The sequence below is a fragment of the Nostoc sp. DedSLP03 genome (genome assembly GCF_034530815.1).
Lineage (GTDB): Bacteria > Cyanobacteriota > Cyanobacteriia > Cyanobacteriales > Nostocaceae > Nostoc.
This window is the reverse complement of record NZ_JAVRCK010000007.1, coordinates 22436-49384: the sequence shown is the minus strand read 5'-3', so window position 1 is coordinate 49384 and position 26949 is coordinate 22436. Positions and strand designations below refer to the sequence as shown.

General features: G+C 40.5%; 17 protein-coding genes and 1 tRNA gene. 11 read left to right on the top strand and 7 right to left on the bottom strand.

Annotated elements, in window-relative coordinates; all coding sequences use genetic code 11:
- Window positions 1-40: 40 nt before the first annotated feature.
- On the bottom strand, window positions 41-595 hold the full coding sequence (locus RM368_RS05175; RefSeq protein ID WP_322693060.1) for a hypothetical protein: 555 nt from the start codon (window positions 593-595) through the stop codon (window positions 41-43).
- Between the two features lie 12 nt (window positions 596-607).
- Window positions 608-1504: a hypothetical protein gene (locus RM368_RS05170; protein ID WP_322693059.1), complete on the bottom strand. Its 897-nt coding sequence runs from the start codon at window positions 1502-1504 to the stop codon at window positions 608-610.
- Between the two features lie 313 nt (window positions 1505-1817).
- Here RM368_RS05170 and RM368_RS05165 point away from each other — a divergent pair, with 313 nt between their 5' ends.
- Window positions 1818-2444, top strand: coding sequence for a Uma2 family endonuclease (locus RM368_RS05165; protein WP_322693058.1), 627 nt, complete (start codon window positions 1818-1820; stop codon window positions 2442-2444).
- Between the two features lie 11 nt (window positions 2445-2455).
- Here the strand turns inward: RM368_RS05165 and RM368_RS05160 are convergent, their stop codons facing one another.
- Together RM368_RS05160 and petJ are read right to left on the bottom strand one after the other, a co-directional pair.
- Window positions 2456-3379, bottom strand: a complete 924-nt coding sequence (locus tag RM368_RS05160) for a tetratricopeptide repeat protein (protein WP_322693057.1) — start codon at window positions 3377-3379, stop codon at window positions 2456-2458.
- Window positions 3380-3555: 176 nt separating this feature from the next.
- Complete coding sequence (gene petJ / locus RM368_RS05155; protein WP_322670045.1) at window positions 3556-3891, bottom strand: cytochrome c6 PetJ; 336 nt, start codon at window positions 3889-3891, stop codon at window positions 3556-3558.
- An 873-nt stretch (window positions 3892-4764) separates the two neighbouring features.
- Here petJ and RM368_RS05150 point away from each other — a divergent pair.
- Window positions 4765-10383, top strand: a complete 5619-nt coding sequence (locus RM368_RS05150; RefSeq protein ID WP_322693056.1) for an AAA family ATPase — start codon at window positions 4765-4767, stop codon at window positions 10381-10383.
- Between the two features lie 175 nt (window positions 10384-10558).
- Here RM368_RS05150 and RM368_RS05145 read toward each other — a convergent pair whose 3' ends face one another.
- Together RM368_RS05145 and RM368_RS05140 are read right to left on the bottom strand one after the other, a co-directional pair.
- Window positions 10559-11083, bottom strand: a complete 525-nt coding sequence (locus tag RM368_RS05145) for a GNAT family N-acetyltransferase (protein WP_322693055.1) — start codon at window positions 11081-11083, stop codon at window positions 10559-10561.
- 163 nt (window positions 11084-11246) lie between these two features.
- A complete protein-coding gene (locus RM368_RS05140) occupies window positions 11247-12416 on the bottom strand; it encodes an RpoD/SigA family RNA polymerase sigma factor (protein ID WP_322693054.1) in 1170 nt (389 codons plus the stop codon).
- 804 nt (window positions 12417-13220) lie between these two features.
- Here RM368_RS05140 and priA point away from each other — a divergent pair.
- Together priA and RM368_RS05130 are read left to right on the top strand one after the other, a co-directional pair.
- Entirely contained in the window at window positions 13221-15824 is a 2604-nt protein-coding gene (gene priA / locus RM368_RS05135) for a primosomal protein N' (protein ID WP_322693053.1), read from the top strand.
- 973 nt (window positions 15825-16797) lie between these two features.
- Window positions 16798-18996 carry an Ig-like domain-containing protein gene (locus RM368_RS05130; protein ID WP_322693052.1) on the top strand — a complete coding sequence of 733 codons (2199 nt, stop codon included), beginning with the start codon at window positions 16798-16800 and terminating at the stop codon, window positions 18994-18996.
- A gap of 359 nt (window positions 18997-19355) precedes the next feature.
- Here the strand turns inward: RM368_RS05130 and RM368_RS05125 are convergent.
- Window positions 19356-19427 (bottom strand) — tRNA-Thr (locus RM368_RS05125).
- A gap of 382 nt (window positions 19428-19809) precedes the next feature.
- On the opposite strand from RM368_RS05125, the gene argF reads away from it, so the two are divergent.
- From argF to RM368_RS05090, 7 genes are all read left to right on the top strand, one after another.
- On the top strand, window positions 19810-20730 hold the full coding sequence (gene argF / locus RM368_RS05120; RefSeq protein WP_322693051.1) for an ornithine carbamoyltransferase: 921 nt from the start codon (window positions 19810-19812) through the stop codon (window positions 20728-20730).
- A gap of 217 nt (window positions 20731-20947) precedes the next feature.
- On the top strand, window positions 20948-21553 hold the full coding sequence (gene lexA, locus RM368_RS05115) for a transcriptional repressor LexA (protein ID WP_322693050.1): 606 nt from the start codon (window positions 20948-20950) through the stop codon (window positions 21551-21553).
- Between the two features lie 71 nt (window positions 21554-21624).
- Window positions 21625-23103, top strand: coding sequence for a DNA phosphorothioation system restriction enzyme (locus tag RM368_RS05110; protein ID WP_322693049.1), 1479 nt, complete (start codon window positions 21625-21627; stop codon window positions 23101-23103).
- Between the two features lie 327 nt (window positions 23104-23430).
- A complete protein-coding gene (locus RM368_RS05105) occupies window positions 23431-23604 on the top strand; it encodes a hypothetical protein (RefSeq protein WP_322693048.1) in 174 nt (57 codons plus the stop codon).
- Window positions 23601-25673 (top strand): AAA family ATPase, encoded by a 2073-nt coding sequence (locus tag RM368_RS05100; protein WP_322693047.1) that lies wholly within the window; start codon window positions 23601-23603, stop codon window positions 25671-25673. The genes RM368_RS05105 and RM368_RS05100 overlap by 4 nt, the downstream gene beginning before the upstream one ends.
- 65 nt (window positions 25674-25738) lie before the next feature.
- Window positions 25739-26308 (top strand): Uma2 family endonuclease, encoded by a 570-nt coding sequence (locus tag RM368_RS05095; RefSeq protein ID WP_322693046.1) that lies wholly within the window; start codon window positions 25739-25741, stop codon window positions 26306-26308.
- Between the two features lie 35 nt (window positions 26309-26343).
- The gene (locus RM368_RS05090) at window positions 26344-26895 is read left to right on the top strand and encodes a Uma2 family endonuclease (protein WP_322693045.1); all 552 of its coding nucleotides are present in this window, start codon (window positions 26344-26346) and stop codon (window positions 26893-26895) included.
- The last annotated feature ends 54 nt before the right edge of the window (window positions 26896-26949 follow it).

The window sequence follows — 26949 nt, the reverse complement described above, 5'->3', positions numbered from 1 at the left end:
GAAAAATATATTTTTCTTTCTATAAAATTGCTACATTTTTTCAATAATTTTTACTCGTAACTCTAATTAGAAAACGCAGAGCTTCATTTACTGCGTCCGAATTAGGAAACATTTCTGCAACATCAGGTTCTAAAAAAACTGTCAATTTCTCAATATTATTAAAATTATATTCACCTTTGATCGTATTAGTGTCTACCAAACCCTGATTTGATTGAGGTTTATTCTGAATTGTGATTGTTTGGGAAGATGCAGCATTTAATTTATTAGCTAGTGATTCCCAACTAGTAACTTTCAGATTAAAGTGAGCCTTTGCATCCCGTAATGTTTTAAATTGTTGCTTCAGAATATCAATAGTGTAAATATGCTTTTGATATACCTGTTTCTCTACATTTAGGTCTGACTCAACCATATCAACTACTTCATTAATAAGTTGGTCATGATTTTCGGCAATTTGAGCAGCAGCGCCTAAAATTCGAGAAGTTGCTGTTATCTGTACATCTGTCTCTTGTTTAAGGCGATCGGCAATACTACGAATTTGATCTCCCAGCCTTGCTTTACCTTGTTTTTGCGTGGTTGGTAGTGATTTTTTGCTCATGAGTATGCTTGTTTATTCAGAAAGTATGTCTTTAATTGCCAGCCAGATGCGTTTAAATTTTTGTATCAAACCCATAGGATTGTTAGTTGTTTCTTCTTCCACCGAATCAACTAGAGATTGAATCCGATCCATACGCTCTGCAACAACGTAAAGACTATTTACTGCTTCATCCTTACTTGCTAAAGAGTCACGTAATAGCACAACCATCTGAGCAATTTCTCGTTTTAGTTTTTCATTCTCAGCTTTCCGGCGAGTTTCCCATCCCTTAATGCTAGCTTTGGAACGACGCTCATGCTTGAGTTCTGCTTTAGCTTCATTGTATAAAGTCAAATATATTTCTCGTTCAGAGTTTACTGACTCATATTTGGTAAGTAATTCTGTTGCTCTCGCTTTTTCTTCGTTGTAGAGACAGAGCGTTTGTTGATGACTTTGTTGTTCATCAATATATAACTGGTAATTTTGAGTTACTCGCTCTTTGAACTCATCAGCTTCGAGTTGGCAAGTTTGGATCTCTCGCTGGTGAACATGAACTAGCTGGGATATTTTCGCTTTTTCTTCGTTATAAAGGTAGAGCGTCTTTTGATGATTTTCCTGCTCATCAATATAGAAGCGATAGTTTTGAGTAACTTGCTCTTTTAGCTCATTAGCTTCGAGTGTTAGCTCATTAACCTCGATTTGATAAGTTTGAATTTCTTGCTGAACATGAACCAGTTGTGATGCAGCTTCCTTTGCACGTTGTTCTGCTTCATCACGTTGAGATACAGCTTCCTCATTTTCTTTCGCACGTTGTTGCCATTCATCGTGTTGGGCACGAACAGTCATCAATAGCTGTTTAAGCTCATGAGGAGAAGGTGGTTCTTTCTGCTTTGAGTGAAGATGAATAGGAGGTTTGCGCCCTAGATTTTTCATTGCGATAATTTAAGTTACTATGTGAGTATTTGTGATATTTAACTATAAAAATTTAGTTTAGCTGAGATGAACTCATTGAAGTGTGATCTCGGTTATATTAGTAATATGATCTGATTCTGGGTTGATATATCTTTTAGTCTGCTTCAAACGCTCAAATTCCCAGACGTGCGATCTCAAGGGCTAGATATATTGCATTTTATAAGCAAACTAGGCTTTAAAAGGCGAAGGGGAATAAGCCTCAAAGCCTCTGTATTGTAGTAATTACGAATTACGTTAGCATTGGAAAAACTGGAAGCTTCGCAAACACAATACAATGATTCAAGCCTTACGCAAACTAGTTACATTCGATGAATTTGTTGCTAAATATCCTGACAACACGGGAAAACGTCATGAATTGCATGATGGAGTAATTGTAGAGATGCCGCAACCTACAGGCGACCATGAAGAGGTAGTTGGATTTTTAGCTTTTGAAGTTACTAGAGAGTGTATTCGTTTAAATCTCCCTTACTTCATACCCAAAACAGTATTAGTCAAACCGCTTGAAAATGAATCTGCTTACTCACCAGATGTGCTGATATTAAATCGCCCCAATTTAGTAAATGAACCTTTATGGAAAAAAGAATCTACTGTAAGCCAAGCGGAATCAATACCCTTGGTAGTTGAGGTAGTAAGTAGCAATTGGCGTGATGATTATTTAAAAAAAGCTGCTGATTATGAGGCTGTAGGCATCCCAGAATACTGGATTGTAGACTATGCTGCTTTAGGCGGTAGGCGATTTATTGGCAACCCTAAACAACCAACTGTCTCGCTTTACACCTTAATTGAGGGAGAATATCAAGTCAGCCAGTTTCGAGGTAGCGATCACATTATCTCACCTCTTTTCCCCGAATTAAATTTAACCGCCGAACAGATTTTTCAAGCTGGTGGATACCCTGTATAGTGCTGAAAGTTTTATAAAAGAGCGATTTCCGTTGCAAAGGAAATTTGTTCTCGCAAACTCTTCAGTAAATCTAGAGTTTTTTCGTAAGCAACTTTCTTTCCTTGGTTTTCAAAATACTCAGATGCTTTTTGTAAATCAGCGATCGCTCCTAAGTGATATCCTAAGCGATACTGAGCTACTCCCCGATTAACGTAAGCCTGGGCATTACTGGGGTTAAGTCTGATGACTTGGGAAAAATCACGCACTGCACCAAAGTTATCTCCGTTTCGTCCGCAAGCACAACCTCGGTTAAAGTACGCTCTATAATCCTTAGCATTGAGGCGAATTGCTAGATTAAAGTCGAGCATTGCAGCTTGGATATCTTGCAAGACAAAATGTGCTAAACCTCGGTCATTATAGATATCTGCAAGCAATAAGCTACTGATTCGAGGAATTTGAGTTAGGGCTAAATTAAAGTCAAGAATTGCCTTTGAGTTTTTCCCATCCCCAGCACGGGCTAACCCTCGGTTGTAATAAGCTCGAAAATCGGAGGGTTTAAGTGCGATCGCTCGATTAAGATCGACAATGGCAGCTGAATAATCCCCTTGTCTGTAGTGTGCTACTCCTCGGTTCAGATAAGCCTCGAAGTTATTCGGTGCAAAATTTATGGCTTGAGTACAATCTGCGATCGCTTGATGGTAATCTTGTAGTTGGAGATAAGCAAGACAGCGATCGCTATAAGCGACAGCCAAATCTTTCTTAAGTTCAATCGCCTGGTTGAAATTCTCTATTGCTTCCTGATAATCACCGCGCCGCATCTTATCTACACCCAACTCTAAAAAATCACCTGCTGTAATTTGGGTAATTAAAATGGGTGAGGAATGTGCAGGTAAAGTCCAAAAAGTGAGAGGAAAAGCAATAATTATACTGAAAAATAATCGCCAGAAATTACTCATAATACCAAATGAGGATAGGTAGTATTGTTTCATATTTTTGGAACAGTCTTTTTATAAAGACTATTAATCCAAAATCCTAAATTGGTATATGCATCCTGTTTGATAATTGCGGCAACTCTAAGATTAGCGGGACAGAAAGCCCCGCCAATTGTTAATTTTTGAAGTTAGATTTTAGTCTACTTCCAACCATTATCTGCTTGTGAAAGCACATAAGCCGCTACATCTTCAATTTGGTTAGACTTTAAACGTTTGCCGAAAGCGGGCATGGCATTTTTACCTTTTGTAACCTGGGAAATAATCGCCTCTGCTGAGTACAAACCATTCTTTTGCAAAGCCTCCTTCTTCAGGTTTTTGTCAGCTTGAACCAGATTCTTTCCTCCGGCGTGACAAGAGGCACAATTGGCACTAAATACTTTAGCTCCACTAGCAGCGTCTGCTGCCAATGCTGGACTACTGAAGGCAAATGTGAAGATTGCTATGCCTAACAGTATGACTGTAATCATTTTTTTCATTTCGTGTTCTCTCTGCAATAACGGCTTATTCGGTGCAATATCCTCCATAATTGTCAGTTGAGCCGCTGCCATAGTCAAATGACAAGCTGTCAAACTTAGCCCAATAATTTTTTAAATTTTGCTTAATAAAAATTTTCAATTCCGTCTGTAATTGCATCATGAAGAATTCTGTGTTGATTCCCCGTTCCATGATTAAGATATCCGTAAGCAATTGCCACTTACAATACTTTGCAGGAGTGTTTTTAAAATTTCACCATGCAATCCTAAAGATTAGAAAGCTGGAGTTATTTAAGTATATTTTATAATAATGAAATGCTGAAAAAAACTGATATTTTACGTATTGATATAGTAATTCAGTTTGATTACTGAATTTACTTACGTGGGCAGCAAACAGAAAATAGGAAAAAAGGGATAGTTCCGTACTGAGTCTATCAAATAGGAGTCCTAGCTCGCTAAATTATAATTATGAAAATTTAGTAACCTCTACTGATTACCATAAAACTACTGCAAGAACCCAAATTTATTTTCCGTGCAGCTCCCTTAGAGAATGTTTAAAAAGTCGTAAAGTATGCCATAAATCCCGTTTCCATTCCTTTCCCCATTGGCGTCAGCCTATCGTCAGGCAAGCAAACAGAGGTTTTGAAACCCTCATTTAACCCACATTTACTTGTAGGGAATGGGGTAAAAAGGTTAAGTTTCCAAGGCTTAGAAGTTACCAAAAATACTTTTCAAACATCCTCTGAGATTAATGGTATAGATTCAACTATAGTCGGTTGATTTAGCTCGATCGGGTTTCTCAATTTTTACTAATGAATTGTGATAATTCAAGTTAATTAGGGAAAAATAAACTTAGGTTATCCAATAGCAACTTTTATGCTAGAGAATCGAGTCGATGTTCCCGGCTATCGAATTGGTGAGAGAATTTACACCAGCAGTCGCACTCTGGTTTACAGAGCTTTGCGAGAGAGCGATCAAACTGCTGTTGCGATCAAACTTCTTAAAAATTGTTATCCCAGTCTGATTGAGTTGGCTCAATTCAAAAATCAGTACACAATTACGAAAATCTTAAATGTTCCTGGGGTTGTTCGGATCTATAGCCTGGAAAATTGTCATAATCGACCTGCTCTGATCTTAGAAGACTTTGGCGGAATTTCTTTGAAGGAGTATGCTGACACTTGGAGACAGGGATTCAGAAAGGTAGCAAGTGAGGAAAATATCTCACGCTTTTATCCTGAGTTTTTGAGCGAGTTTTTACAGATTGCGATCGCACTTGCTGATATCCTGGCCGATCTATACCATCACCAAGTTATCCACAAGGATATCAAACCCGCCAATATCCTGATAAATCCGACTACAAAGGAGGTTAAACTCATTGACTTTAGCATTGCTTCAATGCTACCAAGAGTTAACCAACTTTCAACCAGCCCGACTGTTTTAGAAGGAACCCTTGCCTATATCTCGCCCGAACAAACCGGACGAATGAATCGGGGAATTGATTACCGCACTGACTTCTATTCTCTCGGAGTCACTTTCTATGAACTCTTAACTGGACAATTACCATTTCAATCCGATGATTTGATGGAATTGGTGCATTGTCACATAGCGAAACAACCACCACTTTTAGGGAATAGAGAAGAGATTCCCCAAATTCTCTGTGATATCGTCATGAAACTGATGGCGAAGAATGCTGAAGATCGCTATCAGAATGCATTAGGGCTAAAGCACGATCTGCAAATTTGTTTGGATCAATTGCAGGAGACTGGAAATATTATCCCGTTTCAGCTAGGGCATAGGGACGTTTGCGATCGCTTTACAATTCCCGAAAAACTTTATGGCCGGGAAGCAGAAGTGGCAATGCTACTAGCAACCTTTGAACGGGTGCGCCAGGGAACTTCTGAAATCATTCTGGTAGCAGGTTCCTCTGGTATTGGGAAAACGGCAATTGTCAACGAAGTTCACAAACCGATCGCCCGTCAGCGCGGATACTTTATTAAAGGCAAATTCGATCAATTTAATCGTAATATTCCCTTTTTTGCTTTGGTGCAAGCATTCCGGGACTTAATGGCACAACTGCTGACAGAGAGTGATGCTCAAATTAACCAGTGGAAGACCCAAATTTTATCTACATTGGGTGAAAGTGGTCAAGTGATTATTGAGGTGATTCCAGAACTCGAACGAATCATTGGCAAACAGCCCTCTGTTCCAGAATTATCGGGTACTGCTGTCCAAAGCCGCTTCAATTTGCTATTTCAGAAATTCATTCAAGTATTCACAACTCAAGAGCATCCCCTGGTCATTTTCCTTGATGATTTACAATGGGCAGACTTGGCTTCTTTAAAACTGATGCATCTGTTGATGAGTGAAGCCAATAACTCTTATTTGTTAGTGATTGGAGCATATCGAGATAATGAGGTTTCTTCTGCACATCCCTTGATGTTGACCATTGAGGAGATGCGTCAAGAGGCGATTACAGTTAGCAGTATTGTTCTTTCTGCCCTTACCGAAGCTGACCTAAATCAACTGATTGCAGATACGTTGAAATATTCAGCAGAACAAGCAATTGCGATCGCCAATTTGGTGTATCAAAAGACTAAAGGTAATCCATTTTTCACTAACCAGTTTCTCAAATCGCTGCATGAAGATGGACTGATCGCCTTTGCCAGCAGAACAGGCGATTGGCAGTGCAATCTTGCTCAAATCCGGGCGCTTTCTTTTACAGAAGATATTGTGGAGTTTGTGGTGCTGCAACTCCAAAAATTGCGATCGCAGACGCAGGATGTTCTCAAACTGGCCGCCTGTGTTGGCAATCAGTTTGATTTAGAAACCCTATCGATTGTCTATGAAAAATCTCCAGCCCAAACCGCAGCAGATTTGTGGCCAGCTCTCAAGGATGGATTAATTTTGCCCGGTGGTGAAGGGTATACATTCTTTCAGAATGAGTCTGTTGTCATAAATGATTTGACAAACGATCGCGGGTCGATAAATATTACCTACAAATTTTTCCACGATCGCATTCAACAAGCCGCTTATTCACTAATTCCGGCGAATCAGAAACCAGCAACTCACCTGAAGATTGGTCAATTACTGTTGAATAATACCCCGGAAACTGAGCAAGAATTGCTGATTTTTGAAATTGTCAACCAATTGAATCTTGGCAAAGAACTGATTGTATCTGTGCCCGATCGCGATCGACTGACACAACTTAACCTACTGGCAGGAAAAAAAGCTAAATCTGCGACATCTTACCAGGTAGCAATTGAGTATTTAACTACCGGGATTGGTTTATTAAGATCCGACTGTTGGCACACTCAGTATGAATTGGCTCTAGCACTGCACGAATCAGCTGCCGAAGCTGCTTACCTTTGTGGTGCCCACGAACAGATGGAGCAATTGGCTCAAACAGTAATGCAGCAAGCCAAAACTCCACTAGATCGAATCAGCATTTATGAAACCAAAATCCAGGCGTATACAACTCAAAATAATGTAATAGGCGCGATCGCGATCGCTCGCCAGGGAATGAGTCTGTTCGGCGTGGTTTTTCCCGAAACATCCACCCCTGAAGATATTCAGCAAGCCCTTCAGGAAACTGCTGCCTTAATTAACGGGCGTGATATTGCTTCCTTGGTTGATTTACCCCTGATGACGGCAAAAGACAAGCTGGCTGTTAACCGAATTGTGGCAAACGTTGCTCCAGCCGTTTACACCGCCGAACCAAATCTGTTTCCCCTAGTCATCCTGTCACAAGTCAAAGCATCAATTCAGTATGGCAATGCTCCATTTTCTGCCTTCTGTTATGCCGCCTATGGCATTCTGTTAAACGGAATTCTCCAAGATATTGAAAAAGCTTATCTCTTTGGCAACCTGGCTTTGGCACTAACTGACAAATTTAATATTAGCGACATCAAACCTACTGTATTTTATGTTACAGGTGCTTTTATCACCTATTTGAAGTCTCCACTACAAAAATCCTTACAGCTGATACTGGAGGGCTACAAAATTGCTCTGGAAACTAGAAATGTATACTACGTTGCCTTCAATACGAAAGACATCTGTCAGTATTCTTATTTTTTGGGGCGAGAACTGAAATCGTTAGAAGAAGATATCCGGGCTTACTGTCATGTTTTGGAAAATTTTAGGCAAGACATGGTTCTCAACTACTGCCGTGTCTTTTGGCAAACAGTTTTGAATTTGCTTGGCAAGGCTGAAAATCCCTGTATTTTAACAGGTGAGGTACTTGATGAAGCAAAATTTTTGACTCAAATGCATAATGCGAATGACTTGGTGGGGCCTCACTACTTCTGGCTACACAAGTTGATTCTCTGTTATTTGTTTGAAAACATCTCGCAAGCAGTGGAAACAGCGGCTCAAGCTAGAGTTTATCTAGTTGCAGGCACGGGCTATGCTACTGTGCAGATGTTTTATTTTTATGATTCATTGACGGCTCTGGCAGAATATTCTACAGCTACGGCCGATCGCCGAGAAATATTACTGGAGCGGGTGACAGAAAACCAGGAAAAAATGAAGATATGGGCGCACCACGCACCCATGAATTATTTGCACAAATTTGAACTAGTAAAAGCCGAAGAATGTCGAGTCTTGGGACTGATGGCGCAGGCTGTGGATCTTTATGATCGCGCGATCGCTGGGGCAAAAATCAATGGATACATTCAAGAAGTTGCCCTCGCCAATGAATTGGCTGCCCGATTTTACTTGGAATGGCACAAAGAAACGTTGGCGTACCACTTTGTAGAAGCAAGCTACGCGCACCGTTCCCCAGGAAAGTCCACAGAAGGTATCGCTCAAATTTACCTGATGAATGCTTATTACAGTTACCTAAAATGGGGAGCTGTAGCCAAAGTCAAACAGTTGGAGAGCCAATATCCGCAATTCTTGGCTTCGACGAGCCTTCAGGAGGAGGAAAATGCTTCTACAGACTCTAGCCTCATGACTACAATCGGATTCACACACACTAGTTCCAGTGGGACTGAAGCGTTAGATTTAGTAACGGCGATCAAAGCCTCTCATGCACTGGCTGGAGAAATTGAGTTAGAAAAGCTGTTGACAACCTTGATGCAGGTTGTAAGCGAAAACGCTGGGGCTGAAAAATCAGTACTCTTGCTGCTTCAAGAGGATAATTGGGTGGTTGCAGCTCAGAGAAACAGCAAAGCGATCGTCGAAGAGGAGCAATCTATGCCTTTGCATGAAAGCCTTGGGGGAAATCTGCACTCATTGCCTCTTTCAGCCAGTCAGGATATTCCTAAAACCGTGGTGAACTATGTCTCGCGTACTTCCGAAACCTTAGTGCTAGATGATGCCCGCAAAGAAACCACTTTTGCCAACGATCCCTATATTATTCAATGGCAACCTAAAAGCTTGCTATGTACGCCTATTCACAATCGCGGCCAGATCGTTGGCATCCTATATCTAGAAAACAGTTTGACGACTGGAGCCTTTACCCAAAACCGTCTTGAAGTTTTGCGGCTGCTTACAGCACAAGCTGCCATCTCGCTGCAAAATGCCATGTTGTATAACAATCTCGCTGTAGCAAAAGCCCAAGTAGAGGATTACAGCCATACCTTAGAGCAAAAGGTAGAGCAGAGAACTTTTCAGTTGAATGATAAAAATCAGCATCTCTCGGAAACTTTAGAACAACTGCAACACACCCAAAGCCAACTTATTCAAACTGAAAAAATGTCTTCATTGGGGCAAATGGTGGCAGGTATCGCCCACGAAATTAACAATCCGATTAACTTTATCTATGGCAACGTCACCTATACCAATGAATATTGTCAAAATTTGCTGCACTTGGTCGAGCTGTATCAACATTACTATCCTCAACCATTTGCTGAAATTCAAGAAGAACTAGAGGCCATAGATTTAAACTTCCTCAAATCTGACCTCCAAAAATTACTGCAATCAATGAAAATAGGAGCAGATCGCATCCGCCAGATTGTTCTTTCTCTCCGCAATTTTTCGCGCCTAGATGAGGCTGAAATGAAAACTGTCAATCTTCATGAAGGTATTGACAGCACCTTGTTAATTTTACAGCACCGTCTAGAAGAGAAAACATCCCGCCCCGCAATTAATGTGATTAAGGAATATGCCCAACTGCCTGAAGTAAATTGCTACGCTAGTCAGATCAATCAAGTGTTTATGAATATTCTTAGCAATGCTATTGATGCATTAGATTCATTATTCACAACTGAACATACACAAACAAAAATCCCCACCATCGAAATTCGTACCAAAATGACTGAGGCTAATACAATAACCATTCAAATTGCAGATAATGGCTCTGGTATGTCTGAAAAGGTGAAGCAGCATTTATTTGACCCATTTTTTACGACAAAACCTATTGGCACAGGAACAGGCTTAGGATTATCGATTAGCTACTCTATTGTAGAAAAACATGGGGGACGAATAAGTGTAATCTCGGAGCTAGGAAAAGGAGCAGAATTTTCCGTCTCTATACCGTTAAATTCAGTAAAGTGAAAAGTTCTATGATTAACATGAGTTCGACAAGCCCTTTTTTGACCTCTCCCCCAACCCCTCTTGGACACGGAGAGTAACGCACCAAACCCTTGATGATGGTGCCGTACTCTCGCAGCTACACACCCTACGTATCTTTTCAGAAATCAAATACTAGTCCTAATATTATTAGTTTTTACTAGGAAATAAGGTGCGTTTTCCCTGATAAAAATTTAACAGACCCTAACTGAATAAGCGCATCTTCTGTAACACGACAAATTCGCCAATCATCTAATATAGAAGCTCCCATACTACGGTAAAATGCTTGGGCTGACTCGTTCCAATCTAAGACACTCCACTCTAATCGCCCACAATCACGTTCTACAGCTATCTGAGCCACTTTAGTCAGGAGAGCCTTACCAATACCTTGCCTGCGATATTCTGGTAAAACAAATAAATCTTCCAGATAAATTCCCGGCTTAGTCAGAAATGTTGAATAATTATGAAAAAACAGCGCAAAACCAACAGCTTGACCCGCAGATTCCGCTAATATTGCCTCTATATACCTTCGCGAACCAAATAAATGCTCCTGAAGTGCTAGAGCATTGCCAGTAACAGCGTGAGATAATTTTTCATATTTTGCAAGTCCCTCAATTAATTTAAACAATACGCTGCAATCGGCTGCTTGGGCAAAACGCACAATCAAATTGCTATCCGAAGTCATTCTTCTATAGTCCATAGTTTATAGTCTATAGTCTATAGGCAACTGAGCAATTTTTTTTGAGTATTGACTAAATAAGAGCCGAAAAACGCTACAAGACGCTTGATTTTTGCGAATTGCAAAGCTAATTAAGTTCCAGATTGCACCTCTATCTTAAGCAATGAAATTAAATCAACCAACCTTTTAAGCGTTTAGCTATGTGAGGACGGCGCAATTTCCGCATGGCTTTGCTTTGAATTTGACGCACTCGCTCGCGAGAAAGATTGAACATATTGCCAACTTCTTCTAAAGTACATGGTTCGCTGGTTGTCAAACCATAACGCAGAGAAATTACATCTTTCTCTCGTGGAGTTAACACATCACCCAAAACTTCCCAAATCTCCTGACGCATCATGTTTTCATTCATTTTTGCTTCAGGAGACAAGTTATCTTCATCTTCTAGCAAATCCATCAATTCCGTGTCTTCTTCTTTACCGACGCGGTGGTTGAGAGAAAGTGCTTGTCGTCGTAGCTGTTGTAGCTGACGTAGTTGTTGCACGCTAATCTCTAAATATTCTGCCATTTCACCTTCGGTAGGATTACGACAGAGTTTTTGTTTGAGTTCTCGTTGAGCTTTTTTTAGCTTGTTAAGCTTTTCAACAATATGAATCGGTAGCCGAATTGTTCGCGCATCATTAGCGATCGCTCTGGTAATCGCTTGTCTAATCCACCAATAGGCGTAAGTAGAAAACTTATATCCTTTATCGGGATCGAATTTTTCTGTAGCGCGATTTAAACCCATTGCTCCTTCTTGAATTAAATCTAGAAAAGGCACTCCCCGGTTTAAATATCGCTTGGCGATCGACACTACCAATCTCAAGTTAGAGCGAATCATTTTGCGTTTCGCGACTCTTCCTTGATACAAGCGATTTTCTAGTTGCTTTTCTGTCATTCCCAACTCGGAAGCCACTTCTAATTTGCTAGCTTCATGTTCCAGTTTTAACTCTAAAGCCGCTTGTATTTCTCTAAATTCCTCTATAAACCTGACTCGCCGCGCTAACTCTACTTCTTCATCAGCTTTTAAGAGCGGATAACGCGCCATTTCTTTAAAAAATGCGCCAACAGCATCATCATGTTCGGTTTTGTTGTATCCTGAAGGACGAGCCGCCGCCATGTCATCTCCATCGCGTTCGTCCGATTCCAGATTTTCTACTACAATTGGAGATTCTTCTGCCACTGCATTTAAACTATCGAGTGATGGTTCTTCGATATCAGCAGCATTCTCCAGTATTTCCATTTTTCCCAATTCAACAATATTCATATTTTCCTTTAGGGATTGTTGCTTTGTTTGGTACATAATTCATTTACACCTACTTGTTTGAGGCTTGGTAGTTTTCCCTAATGGACGATGCACCCGTAAATAGCGAAATATAGGCTGATGCTAATTTGTCTACAGAAATAAAAATCGGCATCTACCTAGTATCTATAGGTTACAGTTATGTACAACCTATAACGAAACTGACCTTAGCACCCAATAAAGCTTTTTTTTAGATTCCCAACAGATATATTCTTCATTTTTTTCTGAATTATCAAATATGTCAAACCCCCTCAAACTTTCTCAACCTTAACAAATATAAAAATTCCAGCTAATCATCCAAATTACTTAAACTTTCATATATTTTTCTAAATATTTATAATATTTTCGGCGCTGGAGTCTACTGTTGTATAAAAGGAAGACCTACTAATGGCTTTGCGCATTCTTGATTTGATTTCCAGTTACCTACACGATCGAAATTATAAGAGTAAGAGCTTAATTTCGAGCCGATATTACTTTGTATAAAAGCATCTCATATACAGAAAGGGTTGAATATCTACCGCTAGGCGTAAAAAGGCTACTCCATATTTAGTAGATAGAGTAACTGTTGCAGCAATAGCCGACATGCTTTTATTTGTATAGTGGGTACCAAATATTTATTGCATATATAGTTGATACGAATTTGTCTAGTAGATTACATAAGAGGAAAATTATCAAGTATTATGAAGGATAACAGTATTCAGAAATACCATTTAAATTTAAGAAAGCGAAAAACTAAAGTTTAGTTAGCTAGGTTGATTTTGACCGGCTATGTGAGGAAAAGATTTAATTATAAAATCAGCAACTATGTATATTAATGACATAAATTTATCTCCTTTAGTGGTGAGTGAACCGAGTGAATCATATAAGTCAGGTGAAACTGTTAATCGGTGGGTTGAAGTATTGGTAAACTGTCCAGGAAGTACAGGACTATTTACTTATCGATTGCCAGCCCAGTTAGAAATCAAACCAGGGGATATTTTGAGCGTGCCATTTGGGGCGCAACAATTAGGAGCGATCGCGATTCGATTACTGGCACAACCCAATATCGATTTACCACCAGAAAAAATCCGGGAAGTAGAAGATATAGTCAGCGTTGGATTTTTCCCAAGTGCTTACTGGGAATTACTTAACCGAGTTGCTGCATATTACTATACGCCCCTGATTCAAGTAATCCGGATTGCTCTGCCGCCAGGGTTGCTGGGGCGATCGCAGCGTCGTATCCGCCTTGTGAGAGGCGAGGGGGCAGGGGACAGAGGGCAGGGGGTAGGGGGCAGGGAGCAGGGAGCAGGGAGCAGGGGGCAGAGGGTAGGGGGGGATAGTTATTTACTGGCATCTGTCGATCCTTTGGCTTTTTTGACTCCAACTGCGCGGCAAGTTTGGGAACTTTTGCAAGGGCAGCCGGCGGGGGATTACAGTTTTATTTACTTGCAACAAAAAGTCAAATCTGCTTATCGGGGTATTCGGGAATTATTGCGATTTGGTTTAGTAGAAAGCTACTTAGAACCGCCGCGACTAACTCGACCAAAATTGCAAAAAGCAGTTACGCTTACAAATACAATTGATCGAGAGTTAACTACTCGCCAACGAGAGATTTTAGAAGTGTTGCGGCGGCGTGGTGGGGAGTTGTGGCAAAATGAATTACTGCAAATTTGCAATGCTAGCCCCTCTATCCTCAAGACGCTGGCACAAAAAGGTTACATCGTCATCGAAGAACGGGAAGTATTGCGAACTGAACAAGGCCCAGCATTAGTAGGCGATGGTGCTAAATTTTTAACTACTGCCCAAGCTAGCGCCTTAGAAACAATTCAGACATTAAATGGATTTGCTCAAGTTTTATTGCATGGGGTGACAGGTTCAGGAAAAACCGAAGTATATTTGCAAGCGATCACACCTCTCCTCAATCAAGGTAAATCTGCCCTGGTTTTAGTCCCAGAAATTGGACTCACACCCCAGCTAACCGATCGTTTTCGCGCTCGTTTTGGTAATAAAGTCAGCGTTTATCACAGCGCCCTTTCAGATGGTGAACGTTATGACACTTGGCGACAAATGCTCGCAGGAGAACCCCAAGTTATCATTGGTACTCGTAGCGCCGTTTTCGCCCCTTTGCCCAACTTGGGTTTAATTATTTTAGATGAAGAACACGATAGCAGCTTTAAACAAGATTCCCCCATACCCACCTACCACGCCCGCACCGTTGCCCAGTGGCGAGCCGAATTAGAAAATTGCCCCTTGGTGTTGGGTTCCGCTACGCCTTCGTTGGAAACTTGGGTAAGCGTCAGGAGGCAGGGGGCAGGGGGCAGGGGGCAGGGGGCAGGGGGCAGGAGTTATTATTTAAGTTTGCCCGAACGCATTAATTCTCGCCCTTTACCACCGGTGGAAATTGTCGATATGCGGCTAGAGTTGCAGCAGGGAAATCGTTCTATATTTAGTAGATCGCTGCAAACAGCTTTAGAAGAGTTGCAAGAAAGAAAACAACAGGGAATTTTATTTATCCATCGCCGGGGACACAGTACTTTTGTATCTTGCCGCAGTTGTGGATATGTGTTGGAATGTCCGCATTGTGATGTGTCGCTGGCGTATCACCACACCGAAGAAAAAGCGCCGGAATTATTGCGGTGTCATTATTGTAACTATGCGCGATCGCACCCTAAATTTTGCCCTGATTGTAGTTCCCCTTATCTGAAATTTTTCGGTAGCGGTACTCAACGGGTAACGCAGGAACTAGCAAGGCAGTTCCCAGAGTTGCGCTTGATTCGTTTTGATAGCGATACCACCCGCAATAAAGGCTCCCATCGTACCTTACTTACTCGGTTTGCCAACGGCGAAGCAGATTTGTTAGTTGGTACGCAAATGCTCACTAAAGGTTTGGATTTACCACAGGTGACACTTGTGGGTGTTGTCGCCGCCGATGGATTACTAAATTTATCAGATTATCGCGCCAGCGAACGAGCGTTTCAAACCTTGACTCAAGTCGCTGGACGTGCTGGTAGAGGTGAAGATCCCGGTAGAGTGATTGTGCAGACTTATACTACAGAGCATCAGGTAATTGCAGCAGTGCGATCGCACGATTATCAATCTTTCTCTCAAGCTGAATTGGAACAACGCCAAGCACTCAATTATCCTCCATACGGGCGGTTAATTTTGTTGCGTTTAAGTAGTCTCGACCCGATTCAAGTGCAAAATACAGCGCAAGTTATTGCTACAGCCTTGAGTACAGAAGAAGAATTCGAGATATTGGGCCCAGCACCAGCGAGTATTTTACGAGTAGCTAATCGTTATCGCTGGCAAATATTGATTAAATTTGCTCTTGATGCCTTACCGCGATTACCAGATTGGGAAGAAGTGCGATCGCTTTGTCCTTCATCTGTAAGTTTAACTATTGATGTAGACCCGTTAAATATTATGTAATCATTATGCGATCGTAAATTACTACCCCACAGAGTTGCGCACTGATAAATAAAGCTGATTTACTCGGTAATTAAGTTAATCTCTGCATAATCCACCTTCAGATAGATGAGTGAATTAGAATATCATCTTATTACAAAGGTAAGGTATAGATATTGAAAAATTTTTCCTGATTTGCTGTCAAACTTATATCATGTTCGGCTGATTACTTAATAATAAAATATGTGCATATTCATGTTGGGTTTCACTATTGTTAAACACAACATAAATATGAATAAAATGTTGGGTTTTGTTTTTCAAAGGTCACTTGCTTGGTTGTCGTGAAACCCCCAGATGTTGGCGGTAGCATCTTTAAGAGTTGCTGTGTTATTGGCGTACTTTTACAGAGAAGCAAGCTACGCCTAGCGTCTCCCTTTGGGAGAAGAGAAGGCTTTACGCTGTGCTATCGCCCTTGCTGGCTCCCCAAAGTACATATATTATAAACATTCAATTAACTTGATATTCATCATATATTAACAGCACAGATAGAAATGAACTTTGCCAGCACCAATTCATATCGTATCCGGTTAAAGACTTATCATTCAGACACAACCGATAGGGGGAAAGAGGGTTTCCTGATTTTTGCACAGATCGGGAATTATAACTAATTAGGCGGACATGATATCAAGGTTTGTTTATGGTAATAATTTTGAAGATTTATTACTGATTTATTGCTTTTTACGTAATCATACCGTGGCAAGTTGAGGCATTAGAAAGTTCCCCTATAATTCTCTTAAAAACAAGTTCAGTATTGATGTATAAAAAGTATTTAATAAATACTTTTTATACATTTTGGAGAAATGAGTTCTCTAAGACTTGCGGTCATTACGTTCGTTTATAGCTAGTGAAGGATTGCCAAGAATAATCATTGCAGATACTTGGCCAATGTTAATGGACTACTCACCTATCAACTACGAACACAACGGCAAGGCATACTATGATTTACAAGATCAAACCTAAAATACTGGTATTAGCAATTGTTCAAGGGATTGCTTTTCAACCAAATAATGCTCCTGTACCATCTGGGTATATTAAAGATATCGGTCAAGCCTACAATGATACTAGAGGTTTTGGTTGGGTGCGTGAAGATAGCTTAGGCAATAGTACACCCACTCCCCTTGATATCCAACTCAATACACGCGATCGCAACCAAAGTGGCATCGATCGGCGACTAAATAGACTGATTCATCTGCAATATCCTCCTAGCAATGCGGGAACAGGAGTCACCATACCTGCTGCTTGGGAATATGCTCTATCTAATGGTTCGTACAATGTGACTGTTAGCGTCGGTGATGCTATTAACAGTGTAAATAGTAAGCACCAGATCAATATAGAAGGGACGGCTGCTATTTCTGGCTTTGTACCAACGGCAACCAAAAAGTTTGCCGCAATTACCCGGATTGTTAATGTTGCCGATGGCAAGCTCACAATTGATGCTAAAGGTGGTAAGAATACCAAGCTCAACTATATTGCGATCGCACCAGGTAATCGTCCCTCGATCAGAACGACCAATCCTAATGATGGTCAGACAAACGTGCCGCCAGATATCTCGATTACAGCAGACCTAAATCTTCCTAACAGTGGGATTGCGGTTAATACTATTTCCGCCTCAACCATCAAGCTGATCGATAGCACTACTAATACACAAGTCAATGCCAATTACAACACTTCCGGTGGTGGAGATGTGATTGTAGTGTCTCCGATAAATCGTCTCAAGAACAATACCAAATATTTGTTACAAATCAGTGACGGGGTTAAAGATACCAATGGTGTTGCATTCTTACCCTATAGCATCAGTTTCACAACAGGCACTTTTGTGAAACCAGTAAGCAAGATTACTTTCGAGCAAATCTCACTAGCGAATGTACCTATCAAGCCTTACACCACAGTATTGATTGGGCCTGACAATAAACTCTATGCTGCTACCTTATTAGGTGAGATTTTGCGTTTCCCGATCGATGCTGATGGCACTCTGGGTACGCCACAAACGATTTCCTCATTGCAGACTGCAAATGGTGGTAATCGAACGATCGTTGGTATGCACTTCGATCCCTCATCAACAAATGCTAACAATCTAATTCTCTGGGTAACAAATAACTACTACTGGAATGCAACTGTTGATGCGCCAGAGTGGAGTGGTAAAATTACTCGTTTAAGCGGCACCAATCTAGAGACAGTAAAAGACTATGTGGTTGATTTACCGCGATCGAGCCGGGATCATCTAACCAATAGCATTGAGTTTAAGCCCAATGAGCCAAACGTGCTGTATGTGTTGCAGGGTAGTAATAGTAGTACCGGCGCACCAAACACTGCCTGGAGTAATCGTCCTGAGCAGTTGTTAACTGCTGCTGTATTACGAGTTGACTTGTCCAAAATTACCTCACCTCCTTTAAGCGTTAAGACGGAGGATGGAGGTACTTATAACCCTTTTAATCCGGGAGCGCCTGTAACTATCTTTGCTAGTGGTATACGTAATGCCTACGATCTGGTTTGGCATAGCAATGGTCAGTTGTATGTGCCAACGAATGGTTCGGCAGCTGGTGGCAATACGCCAAATACACCTATCCCCTTACCTCTTGCCTGCCAAAACCGGATTGATAAGGCTACTAATGGGGCATATACTAGTCCATCTGTGCCTGCTCTTAGCAGTCTAGGCACACAGCGAGACTTTTTGTTTCGGGTTGTTAAAAATGGTTATTATGGTCATCCCAATCCGAAGCGTTGTGAGTGGGTGTTGAGTGGAGGAAATCCTACAGCTGGTACAGATCCAGTTCAGATCAGTGAATATCCCATTGGTACTCTACCTGACCGGAATTGGAAAGGTATTGCCTTCGATTTTGGAGAGCATTTTTCACCTAATGGTATTATTGAATATCGTAGTCATGTTTTAGGTGGTCAGCTGCAAGGCAAACTGCTGGTGACACGCTTCAGTTCAGGGAAAGACATCATTGTGCTAACCCCAGGTGGCGCAAAGTTGGATATTGTAAGTTCCCAAACGGGTATTACTGGCTTCACTGGTTTTAATCCAAGTCCATTGGATTTGATTGAGAATCCCACGAATGGAAATCTCTATGTGGCGCAACTCAGTCAAGAGACGGGCATGGGCAAAATTACACTTCTGCGTCCACTTAATTAATATCAGTATCGAGCGATCGCAATCAATTCATGCTTGTACCTGGGAAGGGTTTTTACTGAAATGCAAGCATTCATTTTTGCATTTACTCTCCAATAAGCATTTATCTCATCAGTTAATTTTTCTACTTTTATAGTTCACTCCCAATTACGGTTGCGTTAGAATGCAACCGTAAACTTTTTATGTGCATTTATCTAAATCACCGATTACGCAGCATCCAAAATTTTATAACCCACAACTTAGTTTATTATGTTAATACTTATATTCCAAACAATTCGGCCACACTAATTTTATGCGAAAATTTCGCATAATTCAATTGAGCCAAAAAACCGCCTCATAATATTAATTTGCGAATGCACAAAAGCCAGCAGCGGGATTTGAACTCGCGACCTTCCGATTACAAGTCGGATGCACTACCACTGTGCTATGCTGGCAAGTCTGACGATTACTCTTAATTAGCAACCACGCCACGATTTATTATTGTACCATAATCCATTTATTTGTCTAGCTGTAAATTCTAAAAAATATCTGCTTTATCCTAAATTAGGCTAAAAGACCAGAAATTGTAACAATATCGATGCTTTTGTCGGTTTAAATGGTTGTTCTGGCGTTGTTATTGTGATGAACCAGAAACAATCAGGCATTCTGAATCGCTGATAAAGTTGATAAATTAATATTTATAGCAAATTTATAGCAAAAGCTAACTCAAATCCTGGGCTGAACCGAAAAATACCCGATCAGTTCTAAAACTATATTTTCTTGGCACAGCTGAATAAAGGAACAGAAATATATAATTATTTTTTACAGATTACAAGCATGGCAGCATTGCTCGGACGAGATTTATTAAGTCTAGCGGACATCAGTTCTACGGAACTTCAAGAACTCCTGCAATTAGCAACTCAACTTAAATCACAGCAGTTGAAGTTGCAGTGTAATAAAGTTTTGGGGTTGTTGTTCTCCAAAGCTTCAACTCGCACACGGGTAAGTTTTACTGTGGCGATGTACCAACTTGGTGGACAGGTAATCGATCTCAATCCTAATGTCACTCAAGTTAGTCGTGGGGAACCTTTGCAGGATACGGCGCGCGTATTAGATCGATATCTGGATATTTTGGCAATTCGTACTTTTGCGCAGCAAGATTTAGAAACTTTTGCTCACTATGCCAAGATTCCGGTGATTAATGCGCTTACTGATACAGAACATCCTTGTCAGGTATTAGCGGATTTATTGACAATTCAGGAAACCTTTAACACCTTTGCTGGGTTAACTTTAACCTACGTGGGCGATGGGAATAATATGGCTAATTCTCTGATGTTAGGCTGTGCTTTGGTGGGGATGAATGTCAGAATTGCCACTCCTAGCGGATATGAGCCAGATTCTCAGATTGTAGAACAAGCAAGAGCGATCGCTAATAACAAAACAGAAGTCCTCGTCACTCACGATCCAGAATTAGCAGCTAAGGGTTCTGCTGTACTTTACACTGATGTTTGGGCAAGTATGGGTCAAGAAACAGAAGCAGACAATCGGATGCCAATTTTTCAACCTTACCAAATTTCAGAGCAGCTATTAAGCCTTGCCGATCCAGAGGCAATTGTTTTACACTGCTTACCAGCCCATCGCGGTGAAGAAATTACCGAAGCTGTTATTGAAGGTTCTCAATCACGAGTTTGGGAACAAGCAGAAAATCGCCTGCACGCTCAAAAGGCTTTGCTTGCTAGTATTTTAGGGGCAAAATGAAAGGAGTTAAGAGTTAGGAGTTAGGAGTTAGGAGTCAAAATAGTGAGTGTGCAATTGGCTCCTAACTACTTGCTGGTAAAAAATCCGAAATAAATGGGTAAGAGAAAAGAGAATATTTTTACTTTTGCCTTTGATATTTTTAGTTTTCTATTGCTTATGGGGAGTTTTTTGTAGTACTAATGTTCTAGAGACATTTATAATTACTTCCCGCAAATTTATGGAACGTCTAACGGAAGCTCAACAAGAACTTTACGAATGGTTAGCAGAATACATCAAAACGCATCAGCATTCGCCTTCTATTCGGCAAATGATGCAAGCGATGAACTTGAAGTCACCAGCACCAATTCAAAGTCGTTTAGATCATTTACGCACTAAAGGATATATTGAATGGACTGAAGGACAAGCGCGAACGATTCGGATTTTGCATCCTGTGAAGCAAGGTGTACCAATTTTGGGCACGATCGCTGCTGGTGGTTTAATAGAACCATTTACTGATGCTGTAGATCATTTAGACTTTTCTAATATCTCATTACCTCCCCAAACCTATGCTTTGCGAGTAGCTGGCGATAGCATGATTGAAGATTTAATTGCTGATGGCGATGTGGTATTTCTGCGTCCAGTAGCAGAACCAAATCATTTAAAAAATGGTACTATTGTCGCCGCCAGAGTTGATGGGTTCGGTACTACTTTAAAGCGTTTTTATCGCCAAGGCGATCGCGTTACCCTGAAACCAGCAAATTCTAAGTACAATCCCATTGAAGTCATGGCTCAACAAGTGCAGGTACAAGGTTCTCTCGTCGGTGTTTGGCGAGGTTACAACTGAGGAATGGGGACTGGGGATTGGGGATTGGGAAAGATAAGTACCAATGACCAATGACCAATGACTAAATGAATATGTACCTCACGAAAAATTCAGTGCAGCAACTGCCCACTTTCCGGTTGAAATTACCATTTACAAGGGAAAGTAAGGGCAGTTATTACACTCCACAACCATTACCAGGATGCCCAAGGATGCCTGTGTCTCTGCAATTGCGGCAATACCAGCGCCAAGCGATCGCTAGCTGGTTTACCAACAATGGCAGAGGGACGCTGAAAATGGCTACTGGTAGTGGTAAAACTATTACTGCATTAGCGATCGCTTGTGAATTATATCAGCAGATTAATTTACAAGTTCTGGTGGTGGTATGTCCCTACCGCCATCTCGTCACCCAATGGGCACGAGAATGTGAAAAATTTAATTTGCAACCCATTTTAGCTTTTGAGAATTTACGCACTTGGCAAAGTCAACTTTCTACCCAAATTTATAATCTGCGTTCTGGTTCTCAACGGTTTGTCACGGTGATTACTACGAACTCCACTTTAATTGGAGATGGATTTCAGTCTCAACTCAAATATTTTCCCGCCAAAACTTTAATTATTGGTGATGAAGCGCATAATTTAGGCGCACCCAAGTTAGAAGAAAGTTTACCGCGTAGTGTTGGGTTGAGACTAGCTTTATCTGCGACACCGGAGAGGTATTTTGATGATTTTGGCACGCAATCTTTATTTGATTATTTTGGCCCAGTTCTGCAACCGGAGTTTACTTTGAGGGATGCGATCGCTCAAGGTGCTTTGGTACATTATTTGTATTATCCGGTGCTGGTGGAGTTAACTGAAGCGGAAAGTATTGCTTATTTAAAGCTAACTAAAAGAATTGGGCGATCGCTTCTTTATCGAGATAAAGAAAATGGCGAAGCGGGATTTGAAGACAATGAAGATTTAAAACCGTTGTTGATGCAAAGGGCAAGATTAATTGGTGCGGCGGAAAATAAATTAAATGCTTTGCGCGATTTAATGGCAACTCGCCGCGAAACTAGCCACACTCTTTTTTATTGTAGTGATGGTTCCCAAGATACAGGACAACGTTCATCGCTACGCCAACTTAAAGCTGTTGCTAAAATTCTGGGTGTAGATTTAGGCTACAAGGTAAGCACCTATACGGCTCAAACAACTTTACAAGAAAGGGAAATATTGCGCCATCAATTTGAAAATGGAGAGTTACAAGGTTTAGTTGCAATTCGTTGTTTAGATGAAGGCGTCGATATTCCTGCAATTCAAACTGCGGTGATTTTATCAAGTTCTGGTAATCCCCGCCAATTCATTCAACGACGGGGGCGAGTTTTACGTCCTCATCCTGCTAAAGAACGCGCAACAATATTCGACATGATTGTTTTGCCACCAGATTTAGATAGAGAAACTATAGAAGTTGAACGTAATTTATTGAAAAAAGAATTGCGTCGCTTTGTGGAGTTTGCCGATTTAGCTGATAACGCAGGAGAAGCAAGAATGAAGTTACTTGATTTACAAAAGCGATATGGTTTATTAGATATTTGATGATGAACTATATAGTTGTATTATTTCGTAAAATTTTTTTAGTTTTGAAAAAACAAGCATTAAGTATGAAATAATAAAATTATGAGTAAGATCATAATGGGATATAACTTGCTTTAAAAATTTTACTTGCATCCCATTATGATCTAGATTGCTAATACTAATAATAACAGAAGACAATTCAATAATAAAGCCTTTTTTCAAAGAAAGTTATAAATTTGAAAAAATAGTTTTGGCAAAATGAAAGATAACGCTAACAGTGGCTTTACGGAGGTAAATGCAGTACTAGACAAAGTTAAAATATAGAAAATCTATATTTCCAAATTGAAGATGTCACCAGAGGCGAATATCGATGATGTGCAGGAGCCAATAACCAGCGCTCCGCCGGAAGTACGGCAAATTATTGAGCGGGTATGGAAGCTGGAAAAAGGCAGGCTAGATAAGAAGATTAACAGCCATATAAATGATAATATTTTGGACATTATTAAGGAAGAGGTGCGATGAAGCTGACTTCAATCAAGCTCTGCAACTTTCGCTCCTTTTATGGTACGACACCAGAGATGATCCTGGCTGGTGGAGATGTTCAAAACACAACGATTGTTCATGGTAATAATGGCTCTGGAAAAACCAGTTTACTAAATGCCTTTACTTGGGTATTATATGAAAAATTTAGTGCAGCGTTTGCATCAATAGAACAGTTAGTTAATAAGCGTGTGATCGCAGAAACTAAAAAAGGTCAAGCTGTAGAATGTTGGGTAGAGATTGGCTGGGAACATGAAGGTAAACGCTATCGAGTTAAACGCGCCTGTCGGGGTTACAAAAACGAAGGTGATTTTGACGCTGGCAAAACTCAATTAACTATGTGGGTTGGTGCAGATGATGGCAAATGGAATATACCAACTCAGCAACCAGACGATATAATTAATCAAATTTTACCCGCTACTTTACATCAATATTTTTTCTTTGACGGCGAACGAATTGAAGAAATAGTCCGTTCTGATAAAAAAGCTGAAATTGCCGAAGCCACAAAAATATTTTTGGGTGTAGAAGTCATCAACCGTTCTATCAGACATTTGGGAGATGCTAAAAAAGTTCTAGAAAATGAGTTAAAAGCTATTGGTGATTCCCAAACTAAGCAACTGTTGCGACAGCAAGAAAAGATAGAACGCGAACGCGAACGCATTACCAAGCGGCAAACTGAAATTAAAGAAGAGTTAGAATATCAACAAACTTTTAAAAAAGAGACAAGTAACCGTTTGCGAGAACTGAGCGCTGCTAAGGAATTGCAAGAAAGATGGCAGAATTTAGAATCGCAGAAAGTAGCAAATCAAGAAGAATATAAAAAAACCAAAGAAGCACTGAAAAAAGTTATCTCTGCGCGGGGTTATACAGTTTTACTGTCAGAAACTACAGCACAGTTTCGAGGGATTATCAATGATTTGAAGCAGCGCGGCGAGTTAACATCAGGAATTTCGCGGGAATTTGTCAGTGATTTACTCAATTCTCAACGCTGTATATGTGGTGCAGAATTACATGAGGGGAATCATTCTCATACTCATGTGAGTACTTGGTTAAATAAAGCAGGTTCCTCAGCAGTAGAAGAAACTGCAATTCGGATGAGCGCTCAAGTAGATGAAATTGATAAGCAAGCAATAGGTTTTTGGGAAGAAGTTGATAGAGAACAAAATAGGATTAATCAGTTAAGGCAAAGCATATCTCAAATTGAAGGCGACTTAGATAATATTCAAGAACGGTTGCGAAAAGATGCTAATGAAGAAATTAGCAGTTTGCAAAAACGGCTAGATGAAATTGAAAGTAAAATTGATGAATTGAATCGAGAGCAAGGTGCAAATCAGCAGCAAATTGCTCAACTCACAACTGAGATTGAAAATTTAAACAAACAAATCGCCAAGCAAAAACTCAATGAAGACAAGCAAACTTTAGCACAGCGACGAATTAACGCCGCTCAAGATGCAATTGAACGATTAACAGAAGTTAGAAATCGTCAAGAACAGCAATTTCGTCTGCAACTAGAAAAGCGAGTACAAGAAATATTCACGGAGATTTCTGTAACTCCATACATTCCTAAAATTAGTGAAAAATATGAACTGACATTAGTAGAGAATACTACAGGTGTAGAAGCACCAGTTGCAGCTTCTACCGGCGAGAATCAGATTCTCAGTTTATCTTTTATTGCCAGCATTATTGACAAAGTGCGGGAATGGAGTGAGAAGCGGAAAATGATGATGATTCCCGATAGTAGTACTTTCCCAATTGTGATGGATTCACCCTTCGGTAGTTTGGATGAGAATTCGCGGCGACACATTGCGAAGACAATTCCCCAATTAGCGAATCAGTTGATAGTTTTAGTAACTAAAACTCAGTGGCGGGGTGAAGTTGAAGCGGAAATGACAGAAAGAATTGGTAGAGAATATGTGCTGACGTATTATTCTTCTAAGCCAGATTGCGAACAAGATTATATTAAGCTGGGTGGGGAAAGATATCCTTTAGTGAAACAAAGTCCCAATGAGTTTGAATATACGGAAATTATCGCAGTTGAACGGAATGGGTAATTACTCACGCAGAGACGCAAAGGTTTTTTCTTGGTTACATTTGATAAAAAGAGAGGAATAAAGTTATGGTTGCGAGTCCAGACAGAAACTATATGTCCCCCCAGGAATATCTGGAATGGGAAGAACGCCAAGAAATTAAATATGAATATATTGATGGTGAAGTTTTCGCCATGACTGGGGGTACTCTTCCCCATAATGATATTGCTCTAAACTTCGCTTCAGCGTTAAAAAGTCACCTGCGAGGAAGTGGGTGTCGTGTGAATATGGCGGATGGGAAAGTAGGTATATCTGAAAACGGGCCTTTTCATTATCCTGATGTTGTGGTGAGTTGCGATGAACGGGATAAACAAGCTATTCAATTTCTCCAATATCCTTGTTTGATTGTTGAAGTTCTGTCCCCAAGTACGGAAGCTTACGACAGAGGTAAAAAATTTACGCGGTATCGTCGTATTCAAACTTTGCAAGAATATGTCCTCATTGATGCTGAAAAAATTGGTTTAGATTGTTTTCGATTAAATGATAGAGGACTCTGGGAGTTACACCCTTATGAAGCAGGGGATGAGATTCATTTAACAAGCGTTGATTTCCGCTTTCCGATATCTTTGGTATATGAGGATGTTCAGTTTCCTATTTAAATTAGGATTATTCTCGATTCATGATTAGGGGTTTTATGAGTATTAAAACTGAAGCAACTATTGAAGATTTGTACCACTTACCTGACAATTGTAAGGCAGAAATTGTCAATGGAAAATTGGTACTAATGTCTCCAACTGGATTTTTACCAGGACGTGCAGGTGGTGAAATTTATGCAAGTTTACGAGATTATGAACGTCTAACAAAAAGTGGTTACGCTTTGCCAGATAATGTCGGTTTTATTGTCAATCTCCCTAATCGTCGTTCTTTAAGTCCTGATGCTGCATTTTATACTGGCAACCCTACAGGTGGCAAGTTCCTTAATGGTGCGCCTGTGTTTGCTGCTGAGGTGAGAAGTGAAAATGATTATGGTGATAAGGCTGAGAAAGATATGGAAAGTAAACGCCGTGATTATTTTGCAGCTGGTACTTTGGTAGTTTGGGATGTGGATGTACTCAAAGAGGAAGTTATCAGAGTATATCGCGCTAGTAATCCTGAAGAACCGCAAGTGTATCACCGTGGTGAGGTAGCCGAAGCTGAACCCGCAGTGCCAGGATGGACTATGTTAGTGGATAATTTGTTTGTTTAAGCGATCGCCCACATACTAGTATAAAATAACGTGGATATTAAGTGCGATCGCTTT

Excerpts from the sequence above, each read along its gene's own strand:
- RM368_RS05175 (WP_322693060.1), bottom strand. The coding sequence starts at position 595 with ATGAGCAAAAAATCACTACCAACCACGCAAAAACAAGGTAAAGCAAGG.
- RM368_RS05170 (WP_322693059.1), bottom strand. The coding sequence starts at position 1,504 with ATGAAAAATCTAGGGCGCAAACCTCCTATTCATCTTCACTCAAAGCAG.
- RM368_RS05165 (WP_322693058.1), top strand. The coding sequence starts at position 1,818 with ATGATTCAAGCCTTACGCAAACTAGTTACATTCGATGAATTTGTTGCT.
- RM368_RS05160 (WP_322693057.1), bottom strand. The coding sequence starts at position 3,379 with ATGAGTAATTTCTGGCGATTATTTTTCAGTATAATTATTGCTTTTCCT.
- petJ (WP_322670045.1), bottom strand. The coding sequence starts at position 3,891 with ATGAAAAAAATGATTACAGTCATACTGTTAGGCATAGCAATCTTCACA.
- RM368_RS05150 (WP_322693056.1), top strand. The coding sequence starts at position 4,765 with ATGCTAGAGAATCGAGTCGATGTTCCCGGCTATCGAATTGGTGAGAGA.
- RM368_RS05145 (WP_322693055.1), bottom strand. The coding sequence starts at position 11,083 with ATGACTTCGGATAGCAATTTGATTGTGCGTTTTGCCCAAGCAGCCGAT.
- RM368_RS05140 (WP_322693054.1), bottom strand. The coding sequence starts at position 12,416 with ATGTACCAAACAAAGCAACAATCCCTAAAGGAAAATATGAATATTGTT.
- priA (WP_322693053.1), top strand. The coding sequence starts at position 13,221 with ATGTATATTAATGACATAAATTTATCTCCTTTAGTGGTGAGTGAACCG.
- RM368_RS05130 (WP_322693052.1), top strand. The coding sequence starts at position 16,798 with ATGATTTACAAGATCAAACCTAAAATACTGGTATTAGCAATTGTTCAA.
- argF (WP_322693051.1), top strand. The coding sequence starts at position 19,810 with ATGGCAGCATTGCTCGGACGAGATTTATTAAGTCTAGCGGACATCAGT.
- lexA (WP_322693050.1), top strand. The coding sequence starts at position 20,948 with ATGGAACGTCTAACGGAAGCTCAACAAGAACTTTACGAATGGTTAGCA.
- RM368_RS05110 (WP_322693049.1), top strand. The coding sequence starts at position 21,625 with ATGTACCTCACGAAAAATTCAGTGCAGCAACTGCCCACTTTCCGGTTG.
- RM368_RS05105 (WP_322693048.1), top strand. The coding sequence starts at position 23,431 with ATGTCACCAGAGGCGAATATCGATGATGTGCAGGAGCCAATAACCAGC.
- RM368_RS05100 (WP_322693047.1), top strand. The coding sequence starts at position 23,601 with ATGAAGCTGACTTCAATCAAGCTCTGCAACTTTCGCTCCTTTTATGGT.
- RM368_RS05095 (WP_322693046.1), top strand. The coding sequence starts at position 25,739 with ATGGTTGCGAGTCCAGACAGAAACTATATGTCCCCCCAGGAATATCTG.
- RM368_RS05090 (WP_322693045.1), top strand. The coding sequence starts at position 26,344 with ATGAGTATTAAAACTGAAGCAACTATTGAAGATTTGTACCACTTACCT.